This window comes from Massilia phyllosphaerae, assembly GCF_034659755.1.
GTDB lineage: Bacteria > Pseudomonadota > Gammaproteobacteria > Burkholderiales > Burkholderiaceae_D > Telluria > Telluria phyllosphaerae.
The window spans coordinates 62,868-77,910 of record NZ_JAXSQX010000001.1 but is presented as its reverse complement, the minus strand read 5'-3'; the positions used below and the strand labels follow the sequence as shown (position 1 = coordinate 77,910).

At 67.7% G+C, this 15,043-nt stretch carries 9 protein-coding genes; all 9 read right to left on the bottom strand.

The genetic code is table 11. The annotated features are described in order from the left end of the window. Positions 1–77: 77 nt before the first annotated feature. The gene (locus U1H99_RS00315) at positions 78–1,568 is read right to left on the bottom strand and encodes an APC family permease (RefSeq protein WP_323139801.1); all 1,491 of its coding nucleotides are present in this window, start codon (positions 1,566–1,568) and stop codon (positions 78–80) included. A 340-nt stretch (positions 1,569–1,908) separates the two neighbouring features. Next, on the bottom strand, positions 1,909–2,784 hold the full coding sequence (locus tag U1H99_RS00310; protein ID WP_323139800.1) for a head GIN domain-containing protein: 876 nt from the start codon (positions 2,782–2,784) through the stop codon (positions 1,909–1,911). A 102-nt stretch (positions 2,785–2,886) separates the two neighbouring features. Next, positions 2,887–4,002: an NADH:flavin oxidoreductase/NADH oxidase gene (locus U1H99_RS00305; protein WP_323139799.1), complete on the bottom strand. Its 1,116-nt coding sequence runs from the start codon at positions 4,000–4,002 to the stop codon at positions 2,887–2,889. Positions 4,003–4,211: 209 nt separating this feature from the next. Then, positions 4,212–5,210, bottom strand: a complete 999-nt coding sequence (locus U1H99_RS00300; protein ID WP_323139798.1) for a succinylglutamate desuccinylase — start codon at positions 5,208–5,210, stop codon at positions 4,212–4,214. A 3-nt stretch (positions 5,211–5,213) separates the two neighbouring features. Beyond that, a complete protein-coding gene (locus U1H99_RS00295) occupies positions 5,214–9,932 on the bottom strand; it encodes an NAD-glutamate dehydrogenase domain-containing protein (protein ID WP_323139797.1) in 4,719 nt (1,572 codons plus the stop codon). Between the two features lie 144 nt (positions 9,933–10,076). Next, positions 10,077–11,435, bottom strand: a complete 1,359-nt coding sequence (gene astB / locus U1H99_RS00290; RefSeq protein ID WP_323139796.1) for an N-succinylarginine dihydrolase — start codon at positions 11,433–11,435, stop codon at positions 10,077–10,079. Further along, on the bottom strand, positions 11,435–12,913 hold the full coding sequence (astD, locus tag U1H99_RS00285) for a succinylglutamate-semialdehyde dehydrogenase (RefSeq protein WP_323139795.1): 1,479 nt from the start codon (positions 12,911–12,913) through the stop codon (positions 11,435–11,437). Before astD ends, astB begins: the two co-directional genes overlap by 1 nt. Further along, entirely contained in the window at positions 12,906–13,952 is a 1,047-nt protein-coding gene (gene astA / locus U1H99_RS00280; RefSeq protein WP_323139794.1) for an arginine N-succinyltransferase, read from the bottom strand. Before astA (U1H99_RS00280) ends, astD begins: the two co-directional genes overlap by 8 nt. Before the next feature lie 13 nt (positions 13,953–13,965). Further along, positions 13,966–15,006, bottom strand: coding sequence for an arginine N-succinyltransferase (gene astA / locus U1H99_RS00275; protein WP_323139793.1), 1,041 nt, complete (start codon positions 15,004–15,006; stop codon positions 13,966–13,968). Positions 15,007–15,043: the final 37 nt, after the last annotated feature.

Here is a 15,043-nt window from a genome sequence, read left to right as displayed (position 1 = left end):
CCATGTGGATGGCGGAAGCATTATAGAAGCGGGACATCGGGCTGCGGGACCGCAAGGGCGATCGCTCAGCCGGTTGATCAATGCGTCAGCTCGCCCTGGGACGCGGCGCTGCGGTTCATGCGGCTGTGGCGGATGCCGTAGCCGAAATAGGTCAGGATCGCGACCGTCATCCAGATGCCGAACACGGTATAGGTCACGCCCGACAGGCCGTGCACCAGGTACAGGCAGGCTGCAATGGAAAGGCCCGGCACCAGGTAAGGGCCGAAAGGCACGCGGAACCCCTTGCGCCCCGTTTCGCCCTGCTTGTGGCGGATCACCGGCACCGCGATCGACACCACCATGAAGGCCACCAGCGTGCCCATGCTCACCATGTCCCACAGGAAGGTGGCGTCGACCAGGCCGGCGACGACGCCGACGATCACGCAGACGATCAGCGTGTTCGACACCGGCGACTGGGTACGCGGGTTGACGGTCTGGAAGGTCTTCGGAATCAGGCCGTCCTTGGCGATCGCGTACAGGATGCGCGTCTGGCCGTAGATCGTCACCAGGGTCACCGAGAACACCGAGATCACGGCGCCGCCCGACAGCACCAGCGCCGGCCAGGCTTTACCGGTCACGTTCTGCAGGATCACGGCGAGGCCCGCTTCCTGGCCGGCGAACAGGTGGGCCGGCTGGGCGCCCATCGCGGCCACCGCCACCAGCATGTAGAACACGGTGACCAGGATCAGTGCCGCCAGGATGCCGAGCGGGACGTCGCGCGTCGGGTTGCGGGTTTCCTCGCCGGCCGTGGCGATGGTGTCGATGCCGATGAAGGAAAAGAACACGGTCCCCGCCGCCGCCGTCACGCCGGCCATGCCGCCCGGACCGTGGTCGCCGGCACTGGCATAGAATGGGTGGAAGTTGTTGATGTCGAAACCGGTCAGGGCGATCGCCGAGAAGAACACCAGGATCGCCAGCTTGATCACGACCATGATCGCGTTCGTGGTTGCCGATTCCTTGGTACCGCGCACGAGCAAGGTGCAGCACAGCACCACCAGCAGGATCGGCGGCAGGTTGAAGTGGCCGGCGTGGAATTCGATGCCGTTCTTGCCGGAGACGATCATCGGCGAACGCAGCGTGTCCGGAATATCCCAGCCGATCGCATTGTGCAGGAAATTGTTCAGGTAGTCGGACCAGCCGATGGCGGTCGCGCTGGCCGCCAGCCCGTACTCGAGCAACAGGCAGGCCGCCACCACGAAGGCGGCGAACTCGCCGACCGTGGCGTAGGCGAACGAGTAGGACGAGCCGGAGGCCGGCACGCGGTTGGCCAGTTCGGCGTAGCACAGCGCGGTCAGGCCGGCCGTGATCGCCGCAAACAGGAACGACAGGATGACCGCCGGGCCGGCTTTCGGCACCGCCTCGACCATCGTGAAGAAAATACCGGTGCCGATGGTGGCGCCGACGCCGATCATGGTCAGCGGGAACAGGCCCAGGCTACGGCCGAGACCGCCACCATGGCCAGGGGCGCCGTCGGCCACCCGTTCGGCTGATTTGGTTCGTAACAGCTTCTGGGCCAATGTCTGCTTCACGGCGTGTCCTCTGGTCGCACTAATATATCTAGACAAGTTGACGTGCACGTCAACGCAAAGTCGCGATTATATGGCTATCTGCGATGCAAGAAAAAAATAGTTTCGGCAAATGTGCATTTGCCGATGCCAACCATGCGGGGGGATGTCGATGAGGACCTGAGATGTACTTGCGCGGGTGCCGGTGGCGCGCCCGCATCGCGAAGTGTTCGGGCCTGAGCCGCTGGATAATCTGCTGGATCAAGCGATCGTCGAATGCGTAGGCGGCGGAGCCGTCCACCCTACCCTGGACGCATCCATGCCGTAGGGTGGACGGGTTTCCCGTCCACGCGTTGAACCGGCTTCAATTCACGATCTGCACCAGCTTCCCGTTCACCGAGCGCTGCGCCGGATTCCCGTACACCCGAATGCCGCCCGAGCCGCCGTTCTGCGCCACCAGCGACTGCTTCACGTTGGCGGTCAAGCCACCGGACCCGGTCGAAGTCAGGTCGGCCTGCTCGCTGACCAGGTCCACCAGGTCGAGGTGCCCCGACCCGGTCGAACGCGCCGTCAGCGAGCGCACACTGCCACCGGCGCGCAGCTGGCCCGAACCGGTCAGCGTGGCAGTCGCATGGTCGCCGCGCACCTCGCCCACGCTAATGCGCCCGGAACCGTTCATCGACAGATTGGCGCCGGCGCTCTGCAGCGTCGAGGCGTCGACGCTGCCGGAACCGCTGCCGGTCACGTCCAGGTTGGCCACGCGGCCGGTCAGCAGGGTCGAGCCCGAGCCGGACTGCACCACCCGCAGGGAACCGCCATTCAAGCCCTGCACCGACAGCTGGCCGGAACCGCTGTGGCGCACTTCGCCCAGGCGCGGCACGGTATAGGTGACCCGCACCGGGTTGCTGCTGCGGTAGCCGCGCGTCATCTCCACCACCAGCGTATCGCCGCGCACGTCGGTGCGCACCAGCGGCAGCAGATTGCCGTCGGCTTGCACCACCAGCGAGGTGGCCGGACCGACGCGCACGTCCACCAGCACCGAGCCGTTCGCTTCCAGGCCGGAGACGGTGCCGACGGTGCGCTGGTCGCGCGCGAGGACGCCGTCGCCCTGCACGCTATCGCTGGAAAACGGCGTGCGGACCGAGACATCGCCATCCGGACCGTTGGCGACGATGATGGCGCAGCCGCCGAGGGCGGCCGCAAACGAGGTGGCAAGGGCGAGGGCAAGCACGGTGCGCATGGTGGTAGACCTTTCTTGTTGTGATGCATGCACTCTAACAAGCGGGTCCCAGCCCATCCGCGCCCATGCGACGGACTGCCGAAAACGCGGGGCGAACCGCGATTAACGCTGGCCGAGCCGCGTATCGCCGAACAGGTTCTTGAACTCGTGCGGCTGCGAGCGCCAGTACTGCGGCGGCGCCGCCACCGATGCGCCCAGTTCGGCCGCCGCATGCCACGGCCAGCGCGGGTCGTACAGCATCGCACGCGCCAGCGCCACCATGTCGGCCTGGCCGGTCTGGATGATGGTCTCGGCCTGCTTGGCTTCGGTGATCAGGCCCACGCCGACGGTCGGCATGGCGGTGGCCTGCTTGATGCGTGCCGCGAATTCGATCTGGTAGCCGGGACCGACCGGGATCTTCTGCTGCGGCGACAGTCCCGCGCTCGACACGTGGATGAACTGGCAGCCCAGCTTTTCCAGTGCCTCGGCCAGCACGACGCTTTGCTCCACGTCCCAGCCGCCTTCGACCCAGTCGCTGGCCGAGATGCGCATGCCGACCACCATCTCGGGCGACACCGCCGCGCGGATCGCTTCGAACACCTCGAGCGGGAAACGGATGCGGTTCTCGAGCGCGCCGCCGTATTCGTCGGTGCGCCGGTTCGACAGCGGCGACAGGAACTGGTGCAGCAGGTAGCCGTGGGCGCCGTGGATCTCGATCGCGTCCAGGCCGAGCGCATCGGCGCGGCGTGCCGCGGCGGCAAAGTTGTCCTTGATGCGCTGCAGGCCGGCGGCGTCGAGCGCCTCGGGCACGGTTTCGCCGTCGGCGTGCGGGACGGCGGAGGGGGCCAGGGTCTGCCAGCCGTTGGCGTGATCCGCCGGGATGTTGGCGCCGCCCAGCCACGGCACTTCGCTGGATGCCTTGCGGCCGGCATGGCTCAGCTGGATCCCGACCTTGATCGGCGAATGCTTGCGGATCGCGTTGACGATCGGCTCCAGCGCGGCGGCGTGCTCGTCGGACCACAGCCCGAGGTCGCCGTAGGTGATGCGCCCTTCCGGCGTGACCGCGGTCGCCTCCAGGATCATGACCGCGGCGCCGGACAGCGCCAGATGGCCGAGGTGGATCATGTGCCAGTCGGCCGGCAGGCCGTCTTCGGCGGAATATTGGCACATCGGCGCGATGGCGATGCGGTTGGCCAGTTCGAGCTGGCCGATCTTGATCGGGGAAAACAGTTTGCTCATGAGGAGACACTCCCGTGCATTCGAAAGGGATAGTCTAGCGCGCACGATTGAATCCTGCTTTTCGTGGGCGGTGAGCAAATGAAGCGCGAACGCGTGGACGGGAAACCCGTCCACCCTACCGGTGAAGCATACCGGGAAACCTGTCCACCCTACCGGTGACACACACGTAGGGTGGACGGCTTGCCGTCCACGCGTTCAAACAGTACGGCTCAGTCGACGCGAACCACCATGATCCCGGCGCGCAAACCTACACGCACGTCGGGATTCGGGAACACGACATACTCCTCGTCGTGCTGCACCGTGTACACGGTAGCGCCATCGGTGGCGATGACATCGCCCTTTTTCAGGGGCGTGAAATTCTCGGTCTCGCGCCCGAAGCTCATCCTGAAACCGTCGGACAGCTTGGTGATCGACTGCGCGGTGTCGAACACCAGCGGCGCCTTCCCTCCTGACTGGGGCACCCCGCGCAGCAATCCGGCCAGCGCATCGGCGGCTTCGCTGAACTGCGACAGGTCGTTCTGCCCCAGCGTGCCGATGCGCCCCAGCTCCACCGTGCTGGCGGCGCCGCCGTGCTGCTCGGCGCTCCAGTAACTATACGTACCGGCCGATGCCGGATTCATGATGACCGCCTCGATCCCGGCCAGGCCGAGCCAGGCAATCAGTTCGGTCCGCGCTTCTTCCGCGATCAGCTGCGGCACGATCGCGAACTTCGGGTAGCGCGAGCCGCGGATCGCGGTGTGCAGGTCGAGGTGCCAGCGGCGCGGTCCGGTGCCCTCGAAGAAGTCGCGGGTGGCGGCGATGATGGTGTCGGCGCGCCCGGCTTCGAAGGTCCCGGCCAGGTCGCCGCGCTGCAGGCGGAACATGCGATTCAGGTCGGCATCGATGAAACGCTTGCCGACCGCGATGGCGTCGACGCTGCCGACGCACAGCATCAGGTCCACCGCCAGCGCGTCCGGCGTGCGCGACAGGGCATCCAGCGCGTACGCGGCCATTTCGATCGGTCCGGTCTCGTCGCCGTGCACGCCGACCGACAGCAGCACGCTTGCGCGCGCTGCGTCGGATACCGCCGATTTCACGCTCAGGATGCCCTTGGCGGGCAGCCTGACCCTGAAACCGGCTTGTTCGAAGCGTGCCGCCACCTCGCCGAAATCGGCCCGGGCCAGCGCCCGGACCGCTTCCGGCAGCGTATTGAAAGACGCTGCGCTCATCGCTTACGCCGCCAGCCGTTCCGGGCTGCTGCCTTCCGACAGCGACCAGACGTCCAGCATCGCCTGTTCCAGGTCGGTCGGCTGTGCCTGGCCGCCCAGGCCCATCGCCCCGGTCAGCTCGTGCACCGCAGCCTCCATGTCGCCGCCCTGCTTGGCCCGCTCCAGCACCTGCAGCAGCATGCGCTGCTGGGTGCGGCGCAGGGCTTGCAGCGCATAGTTGCGCAGCTGTTCCTGCGACTTGCTGGTGGCCGGCAGCTTCAGGCCGCGCTCCAGCACATCGAGTCCGGCGGCGCTGCGCAGCAGCAGGCCGACGTGCAGGAACTCGGCCAGCGACAGGCCGTCCGGACGTTGCACCGAGACCGCGGCGAACAGGAAGGCGGCCAGCGCCTCCACCGTGTCGACCGCCTTCCAGGCTTGCGCAAACGAAGGCGGCAGGCCCGCATGGCTGTCGGCATCCAGCTTGGCCGGGACCAGCTGGCGCAGCTGTTCCGGGGTGGCGAACAGCTTGGACAGCTCGTCCATGCCGCCGGCGCCGGCCTGCTCCGCCGGCAGCGACAGCACGCCTTCGATCACGGTGCGCAGCATCACGCGGGTGCGGGCGTCGACCGCCTGCGAGACGTCGCGCGGCACGTTCAGGGCGTCGTTGTCGAGCGCCTCGAACACCGGCGCCAGGTGCAGCGCGGCCCAGGCCTGGCCCCAGGCCTTTACGACTTCCGTGTCGTCGATGCGGTGCTCGAGCGCCAGGTCGCGCAGCATCAGCGGACCGCAGCGGTTGACCGCTTCGTTGGCCAGCACGGTCGCCAGGATGGCGTTGGCCAGCGGGTGCGCCAGCGGGTCGCGGGTGGCGACCAGCTGTTTCGGGAAGTACGGGCGCAGGATGGTCTCGGCCCATGGCTGTTCCGTCAGCGGCAGGGCCGCCAGGGTGCGCTTGAAGCGGTTCTTGACGTTGGCGATCACCACCGCCAGTTCCGGCGTGGTGAGCCCCTGGCCGAGTGCCTTGCGGCGGGCCAGCTCGGTCTCGCTCGGCAGCTGTTCCAGCTCGCGCGAGACGGCACCCTCGGCTTCCAGGCTGGCGATCAGGGCCGCATAGCCGTCCACCACCGCGGCGCCGGCCTGGGCCTGGGCTTCGCGCACCAGCAGGTGGGTCTGCAGCGTGTTGTCGCGCAGGACCAGGTGCTCGATGTCACCGGTCATTTCGGTGAGGATGCGGTTGCGGTCCGCTTCCGGCAGCTGGCCGGCATTGACTTCGGTGTCGAGCCAGATCTTGACGTTGACTTCGTGGTCCGAGCAATCCACGCCGGCCGAGTTGTCGATCGCATCGGTGAAGATGCGGCCGCCGGCCAGGGCGAATTCGATGCGGCCGGCCTGGGTCGCGCCCAGGTTGCCGCCTTCGGCCACGACCTTCACGCGCAGCTCGTTGCCGCTGACGCGGATGTTGTCGTTGGCACGGTCCTTCACCTGCGCATGGGTCTCGCCCGACGACTTGATGTAGGTACCGATGCCGCCGTTGTAGAACAGGTCGACCGGCGCCAGCAGGATGCGGTGCATCAGCGCTTCCGGGCTCAAGCTGGTTTCCGCGATGTCGAGGGCCGCGCGCACCTGCGGCGACAGCTCGATGTGGCGGCTGCTCCTCGCGAACACGCCGCCGCCTTCCGAGATCAGGTCCTTGTTATAGTCTTCCCACGACGAGCGCGGCAGCGCGAACATGCGCTGGCGTTCGTTGAACGAGACGATGACGTCCGGATTCGGGTCGAGGAAGATGTGGCGGTGGTCGAAGGCCGCCAGCACTTTCAATTGGCGCGACAGCAGCACGCCGTTGCCGAATACGTCGCCCGACATGTCGCCCACGCCGACCATGGTCACCGGGGTGGTGTTCATGTCGTGGCCCATCTCGTAGAAGTGGCGCTTGACGGCTTCGAAGGCGCCCTTGGCCGTGATGCCCATCTTCTTGTGGTCGTAGCCGTTGGAGCCGCCCGAGGCAAAGGCGTCGCCCAGCCAGAAGCCGCGCGAGACGGCGATGCTGTTGGCGATGTCGGAGAAGGTCGCGGTGCCTTTATCCGCCGCCACCACCAGGTACGGATCGTCCTGGTCATAGCGCACGGTGTCGGCAGGCGGCACGATCTCGCCGCGCACGCGGTTGTCGGTCACTTCCAGCAGGCTGGCGATGAACAGGCGGTAGACGGCTTCGCCTTCCGCCGCCACCACGTCACGGGCGGCATCCTTCGGCATCTGCTTGCAGACGAAACCGCCCTTGGAACCGGCCGGCACGATGACCGCGTTCTTGACCATCTGCGCCTTCACCAGGCCCAGCACCTCGGTGCGGTAGTCTTCCATGCGGTCCGACCAGCGCAGGCCGCCGCGGGCGACCGGGCCGCCGCGCAGGTGCACGCCTTCGAAGCGGCGCGAGAACACGTAGATCTCGCGGAACGGACGCGGTTCCGGCACCAGCGCCAGGTTGCTGGTGTCGAACTTGAAGATGATTTTTTCGCCGTCATTCTGGAAGTAGTTGGTGCGCACCGTCGCCATGACGAGGTCGACCAGTGCCGCCATGATTTCCTCGGTATCGGCGTGGTTGACCGCGGCCAGGCCGGCTTTCAGCTCGGCCAGCTTGCCGGCCGCGGCGTCGCGTTCCTCGGCGCTCGCGGCCGGGTTGAAGCGCTGGGTAAAGCCGTCGACCAGCCCCTTGACCAGGCCGGCGCGCAGGCGCAGGGTTTCGGCCATGTAGCGGGTCGAGAACTTGCTGCCGGCCTGGCGCCAGTAGCTGATATAGGCACGGACCAGCTGCACTTCGCGCAGCGACAGGCCGCCTTCGATGGCCAGGCCGTTCAGGCGGCCGTCTTCGGCCGAATCGTTGAACAGGGCCGCGAACAGTTCCTCGGCGACCTCGGCGATGCCCGGCTGCGCCAGCTTGGCGGCGGATTCCGCATCGACGATCAGGCTGGTGACGAAGTGGCGCGTGCCGTCGTTGGTCGTGATGGCGAAGGCCTGCTCGCGGTCGATCGCGATGCCGGCGTTCTGCAGCGCCGGCAGGATGCGCGACAGCGAGGGCACGCTGCCGGTCGAGTACAGGCGGATCGACGCACCGCCGGCGGCCTGGCTCTCGATGCGTACCGACACGTGGTCCGGCTGGCCGTTGTTCAGCAGCGCGCACAGGTCGCGGAAGGCGACTTCCGGATCGGTCGAGGCGACGTAGTTGACCGGCAGCGTCGGCATGATCTTGCGCAGCGCGTTGCGGGTCGGGACGTCTTCGATGTCTTCGGTCAGCAGCGTGTAGCGGTCGTGCCAGCCGTCCAGCACCGACAGCAGCGGCTTCTGGATGTCGGTTTCGAGGTCGAGCGGATTGCGCGCGGCCTGGGCGATCAGGTAGACACGGGCCAGCGGGCCATCGGCCACCAGGGTCTGCGAGCGCACGTCGATCGCGCCCGAACTGTCCTTCAGCGCCTGCGCCAGGGCGGCCACCACGGCGGCGCTGTAGCGCTCGCGCGGCAGGTAGACCAGCACGTTCAGGTGGCGCGCATACACGTCGCGCCGCGCGAAGACTTTCGCACGCGGCTGCTTGTACAGCGAGACCACGGCGCTGCAGACCTGGGCCAGCCATTCCGGATCGGCTTCCAGCGCTTCGGTGCGCGGCAGCGATTCCAGGATCTCGATGAATTTCTCGGCGCGGAAGCCTTCCTGGCGCACGCCGGCGATGCGGAGCACCTTGGCCACGCGGCCGCGTGCGAACGGCAGGCGCGCCAGCGGGGTCGCCGTGGCGGCGCGGGTGAACAGGCCGACGAAGCAGTGCTCGCCGACGGTGTTGCCCTGGGTGTCGGTGGCGCGCACGCCGATGAAGTCGAGCGGCTGGTCGCGGTGCAGGGTGCCGGCCACGTCGGCCTTGACGATCGACAGCGTCTCTTCGCGGCGCGACAGGATCTCGAAATCGCCCGGGATGTTCTTCAGGCAGGTGCCGTACACCGGGTGCGCCGTATCCTGCAGCACGCCGATGCGGCTCGGGATGTCGCGTTCCAGCTCGCGCACACCCGGCTTGACGAAGTAATAGGCATAGCCGAAGGGCTCGAAGCCTTCGTTCTTGGCCCATTCCAGGAAGGCGGCGACTTCCTGGCCCGAGGGCGTGCCCTGGTCGCTCGCGGCGGCCACGGCGGTCATGCGGTCGCGCATGGCGACGGCGTCGCGGTGCACCACGGCGGCGTCGCGCGCCACCATCTGCAGGCGCTCGACCAGCGCGTTCAGCTCGTCCGCCGGCAGGTCTTCGGCCAGCAGGCACAGGACGTAGGATTCCAGCGGCGCGCCGGCTTCGCCGACGGTGGCGACGGCGCCGTTCGCATCGCGGCGCACCGGCAGCACGGCATTCATCACGCCCGAGGCGACCACGCGCTGGCGGCGCAGCGCCATCACGAAGGAATCGACCAGGTAGGGCATGTCCTCGTTCAGGATCAGCAGGGCGGTCGACATGCCGCAGCGCCCGTCGGTGTAGCGCATCCGGGCGATCTGGCAACCCGGCACGGTACGCTGCGCCACCTGGGTGAAACCATCCTGCAGGATGGCGGCCAGGCTGTCGGGGGCGACGCCGGCCAGGTCCTCGTCGTCGAGGGCGCCGAGCCAGGCGCTGATCAGCGCGCCGACCTGCCCGGCGTCGCCTGCGGGTTTGTTCTCCGCATTTTTCTCGTTAACCAAGGCCAGCGTACGGGTACGCAGGTCCTGCGGCATGTCTTTGTTCATTTACATCTCCATTACGATTGTGTAGACCCGCGCCGCTGCGGCTTGTGGCTGCGCGTCGCCAGGCTTTTATTCGAGCGGGGTTGTCCCGTCCAGATGCCAATTAAAACATGCCCCCGTGCTGCCGGGGCGGTGCTGCTGAATCTCTTAGGCCAGGTCGTACAGCCCCGGCAAGCCGAGGATGCCTTCCAGCGCCTCCAGCGCCTGCGCGCATTCCAGCGCCAGCTGCGGGTCGGCCAGGTCCTTCGGCTCGAGGCGGTCGCGGTAGTGGCGCTCGACCCAGGGCACCAGGCGCGCATACAGGTCCTCGGTCATGATCACGCCCTGGTGCATGGCGGCCGCCTCGGCGTCGGTCAGGCTGACGCGCAGGCGCAGGCAGGCCGGCCCGCCGCCGTTGCGCATGCTCTGGCGCAGGTCGAATTCGATCAGTTCGTCGATCGGGCCTTGACCCGACGTCGCGCCGCCGCCGACCAGGCCGTCCAGGTAGCGCGCCACGCTGGCGTTCTCGCGGCACTCATGCGGCACTACCAGCGCCATGCGGCCGTCCGGCTTGGACAGCAGCTGGCTGTTGAACAGGTAGCTCGCCACGGCGTCGGCCAGCGGCACCGCGCCGCTGTCCACCCGCACCGCATGCAGGTCGCTGTCGACATTCGCCAGCGCGCGGCGCAAGGCGTCCAGCGTGGCCGCTTCGTCGGCGAAGGCCTGCTCGTGGTAGAACAGCACATTGCCGTTGCCAACCGCGATCACGTCGTTGTGGAACACGCCCTGGTCGACCACGTCCGGGTTCTGCGCCGCGAACACGGTGCGCGCCGGATCGAGGCCGTGCAGGCGCGCGATCGCCTGCGAGGCTTCCAGGGTCTGGCGCGCCGGGTATTTTTTCGGACTCGGTGCGGAGGGATCGAACTCGACGCGGCCATACACGAAGAACTCGACGCCGGCGGCGCCGTGGGCGCTGGCAAAGCGTGTGTGGTTGGCTGCCCCCTCGTCGCCGAAGGCGGGAGTGGAAGGCAGCGGATCGTGCACCACGAAGCGCTCCGGATCGGCGAACAGCGCGCGCAGGGTACGGGTCGACTGGATGTGTTCCTCGGCGCGGTGCAGCTTGTTGTTCAGGTTGGCGGCGGTGAAATGCACGCGGCCGTCCGCGCTGTCGGCGGAGGGGCTGACGGTGGCGGCGTTGGCGGTCCACATCGGCGAGGCCGAATAGGCGCAGGCCAGGATCACCGGCGCTTCGCGCCAGGCATGGGCCAGCACGTCGGCGTCCGTCCCGGAAAAGCCGAGCTGGCGCAGCAGGCGGAAGTTCGGGCGCACTTGCGGCGGCAGCACCGCCTGGGCGAAGCCGCGCGCGGCCAGTGCCCGCATCTTGGCCAGCCCCTGCAGGGCGGCCTGGCGCGGATTCGACGCGCTCTTGACGTTGTTGAAGGAGGCGACGTTGCCGAACGAGAGGCCGGCATAGTTGTGCGACGGGCCGACCAGGCCGTCGAAGTTGAATTCGCGGGCGTTGTACATTAGAAGCTGAGTCCCGGGGAAAGTTTGGCCGGCATCTCGAGCGCGGCGTTTTCGATCGAGGCGACCGGGTAGGCGCAGTAATCGGCGGCATAGTAGGCGCTCGGGCGGTGGTTGCCCGACTTGCCGACGCCGCCGAACGGGGCCGAGCTGGCCGCGCCGGTGGTCGGGCGGTTCCAGTTGACCACGCCGGCACGCGCCTTGACGGCGAAGCGCTTCCACAGGTCTTCGGACGGCGACAGCAACGCCGCGGCCAGGCCGAACTGGGTAGCGTTGGCGGCGCGGATGGCGGCGTCGAAGTCGCTCACGCGGATCACCTGCAGCAGCGGCCCGAACCACTCTTCGTCGGGGATGCCTTGCGCGTCGGTGACGTCGACGATGCCTGCGCTGACGAAGCCGGCGTTCGGATCCGGCTGGCGCATGCGCAGCAGGACCTTGCCGCCCTTCTCTTCCATCATCGACTGCGCGTCGACCAGGCGCGCGGCCACTGCGCTCGAGACCACCGGCCCCATGAAGGGCTGCGGATCGGCGTTCGACGGGCCGACGGCCAGCTTGCCCGCCACCTCGACCAGGCGCTCGATGAAGGCCTGGCCTGCCGGCGTGTCCTGCACAACCAGGCGGCGCGCGCAGGTGCAGCGCTGGCCGGCCGAGATGAAGGCCGACATCACGGTGTGGTGCACGGCGGCGTCCACATCCTTGTCGTTGTCACCGAGATCCCACACCACCAGCGGGTTGTTGCCGCCCATTTCCAGCGCCAGCATCTTGCCCGGCTGGCCGCCGAACTGTCGATGCAGCGCGGCGCCGGTCTGGCTGCTGCCGGTGAACAGGATGCCGTCGACCTCGGCCTGGCCCAGGGCGATACCGGTATCGCGGCCGCCGTTGACCAGGTTCAGCACGCCCGGCGGCAGGCCGGCCTCGATCCACAACTGTACCGTGCGCATGGCCGTGCGCGGCGCATATTCGCTGGGCTTGAACACCAGCGTGTTGCCGGCGATCAGGGCCGGCACGATGTGGCCGTTCGGCAGGTGGCCGGGGAAGTTGTACGGGCCGAACACGGCGAACACGCCGTGCGGACGGTGGCGTAGCACGGCGTCGCCGTCCGCGACACGGCTAGCCGTTTCGCCGGTGCGCGCCGCATGCGACTGGACCGAGATGTCGACCTTGTTGGCCATGGTGGTGACTTCGGTGCGCGCTTCCCACAGCGGCTTGCCGACTTCCTCGGCGATGATCGCGGCCAGGTCCTCGTTGTGCTCTTTCAGCAGGTCGCGGAAGCGCTGGCAGATCGCGATGCGCTCCTGCAGCGGGCGCAGCGCCCAGTCTTCGAAGGCGTCGTGCGCGGCCTGCACGGCGCGCGCCACGTCTTCCTCAGTCGACGCGTTGCTGGTCCAGGTGCGGACGCCGCTGGAAGGATCGACGGTGACCAGTTCGGGACCACGCCCTTCGGTCCACTCGCCGTTGATGTAGTTCGACAGATTAGCCATGTACGTTCTTCCTTACATTGAGTGACAGCGTGCGCACCGGGTCGCCCGCCTGGCAATGCAGCAGTTGCAGTTCGCGCGCCGACAGGGCGACCTGGGTGCCGCCGGCGCAGGCTTGCGTCAGGATCATGCGGAAATCGTCGATGCGGGTGTTCGAGACCAGCGTCACGTCGCACTCGCGGTCGGACTGAACTGCGGGCTGGCCTTCGTCGGCCACGGTCAGCACGCTGTCGCGCACCGCGCGCAGCTCGGTCACGCGGCCCTGCAGCACCGGGCCGGCATCGAAGATGTCGACGTAGCCTTCGTAGTGCATGCCCTCCTGCTCCAGCAGCCTGCGCGCCGGCTGCGTCGAGCGGTGCACCTGGCCGATGACTTGCTGGGCGTCGTCCGGCAGGTAGGCCACGTACAGCGGCTGGCGCGGCATCAGCTCGGCGATGAAGGACTTCTTGCCGATCGCGGTCAGGCCGTCGACGTGGTTGAAATCCATCTTGAAGAAATGGCGGCCCAGGCCTTCGTAGAACGGCGAGGTGCCGTCCTCGGCCTGGTAGCCGCGCATCTCGGCGATGATCTTTTCGGTGAACAGGTGCTGGAACTGGGCGATGAACAGGAAGCGGCTTTTCGACAGCCACTTGCCGTTCGAGCCGGTGCGGTATTCCGGCATCAGGAACAGCGAGCACAGTTCGGTCGACCCGGTGAGGTCGTTCGACAGGTACAGCGTGTCCATGCGCGTGAACACGTTCAGTTCGCGGCTGTGGTGCACCAGGGTGCCGATGCGGTAGTTGTAGAACGGCTCCGTGAGGCCGACCGCGGCCTTGATCGCACAGACGCCGGCCAGGCGTCCGGCAGCGGTGTCTTCCATCACGAACATGTAGTCGCGTTCTTCCGGCGGGATGGCCTGGGCGAACGAGGCCACCGCGATGTTCACGCGTTCGCCCAGCATGGCACGGTCCGGCTTCAGGGTAGTCATCCCGCTGCCGACCTGGCGCGCCATCTCGATCAGGGGGTCGATGTCGTCCAGGGTGATTGCGCGTATTACGAGCATGGTTGGAGTTCCTTCAGATACGCACGCAGATGACGTTGTCGCCCGGCGCCACGCCGAGCGCCTGCTGGGCCCAGGCCGGCAGGCACAGGGCATCGACGCTTTCGGCCGGCGCGCAGGGCACGACGATGGCGCGGAAGTTGCGCTCGCTGCTGGCCACGGCGTAGGTGACCATCGTGTCCAGCTGGGCCGGTGCGGCGGGTCCGCGCGCCGGGGCCACCACGCGCCGCACCATGGCGCCCGAAAACGAGCGCAGCGCGTTCTTGTGGGCTTGCAGGATCGGGCCGCCATCGAAGATGTCGACGTATTCGTCGGCCTCGAAGCCTTCTTCGGTGAGCAGGTCGAACGCCAGTTCGCCGTCCGGATGGATCTGGCCCATGGCCGCCTGCGCCGGTCCGGGCAGCAGCGGCACGTAGACCGGGTAATGCGGCATCAGCTCGACGATCAGGGTGCGGTTGCGGGCGCCGCCGATGGTGCGTTCGGCGTCCAGGAAGTCCATCTTGAAGAACTTGCGCCCCAGGGCGTCCCAGAACGGCGACTGGCCTTCGTCGTCGGTGACGCCGGCCAGCGGCACGAAGAAACGGTCGCCGAAGCGGTGCGGCGCCAGCACCGCGTAGAGCAGCCTGGCGCGCGACAGCAGGGCCGCTTCCTGGCCGGCGCTGTCGCGGTGGCGGATGGTGAAGCCGGACAGCTGCGAATACGCGGTGAGTTCCGAGCACAGGGTCAGCGCGTGCACGCTGTGGCTGATGTTCAGGTCGCGCGAGACCTGCTGGATCACGTCGTTGCGGAAGGCGAAATAGGTGCCGTTGGAGCCGGCCGAGGCGTGGATGGCGGCGGTACCGACGAGTTCATGGCTCTCGATGTGTTCGAGGACGAACAGGTAGGTTTCTTCGCTGGGAATGTCGACGTGGGCCGCGAACGAGGCGCACGAGCGCTCGATCAGCGCCGCGATCTTCTCGCGCGTGCGCGGCAGGGTATGCACTCCCGGCATGGAGTCCGCGAGCAGGGCCTCGAGGGCGCCGGCATCCGCGGGTTCGACCGGACGGACAAGGTACATGGGGGCTCCCGGAAGGCTGAAGAGATTGGCGCGGAGT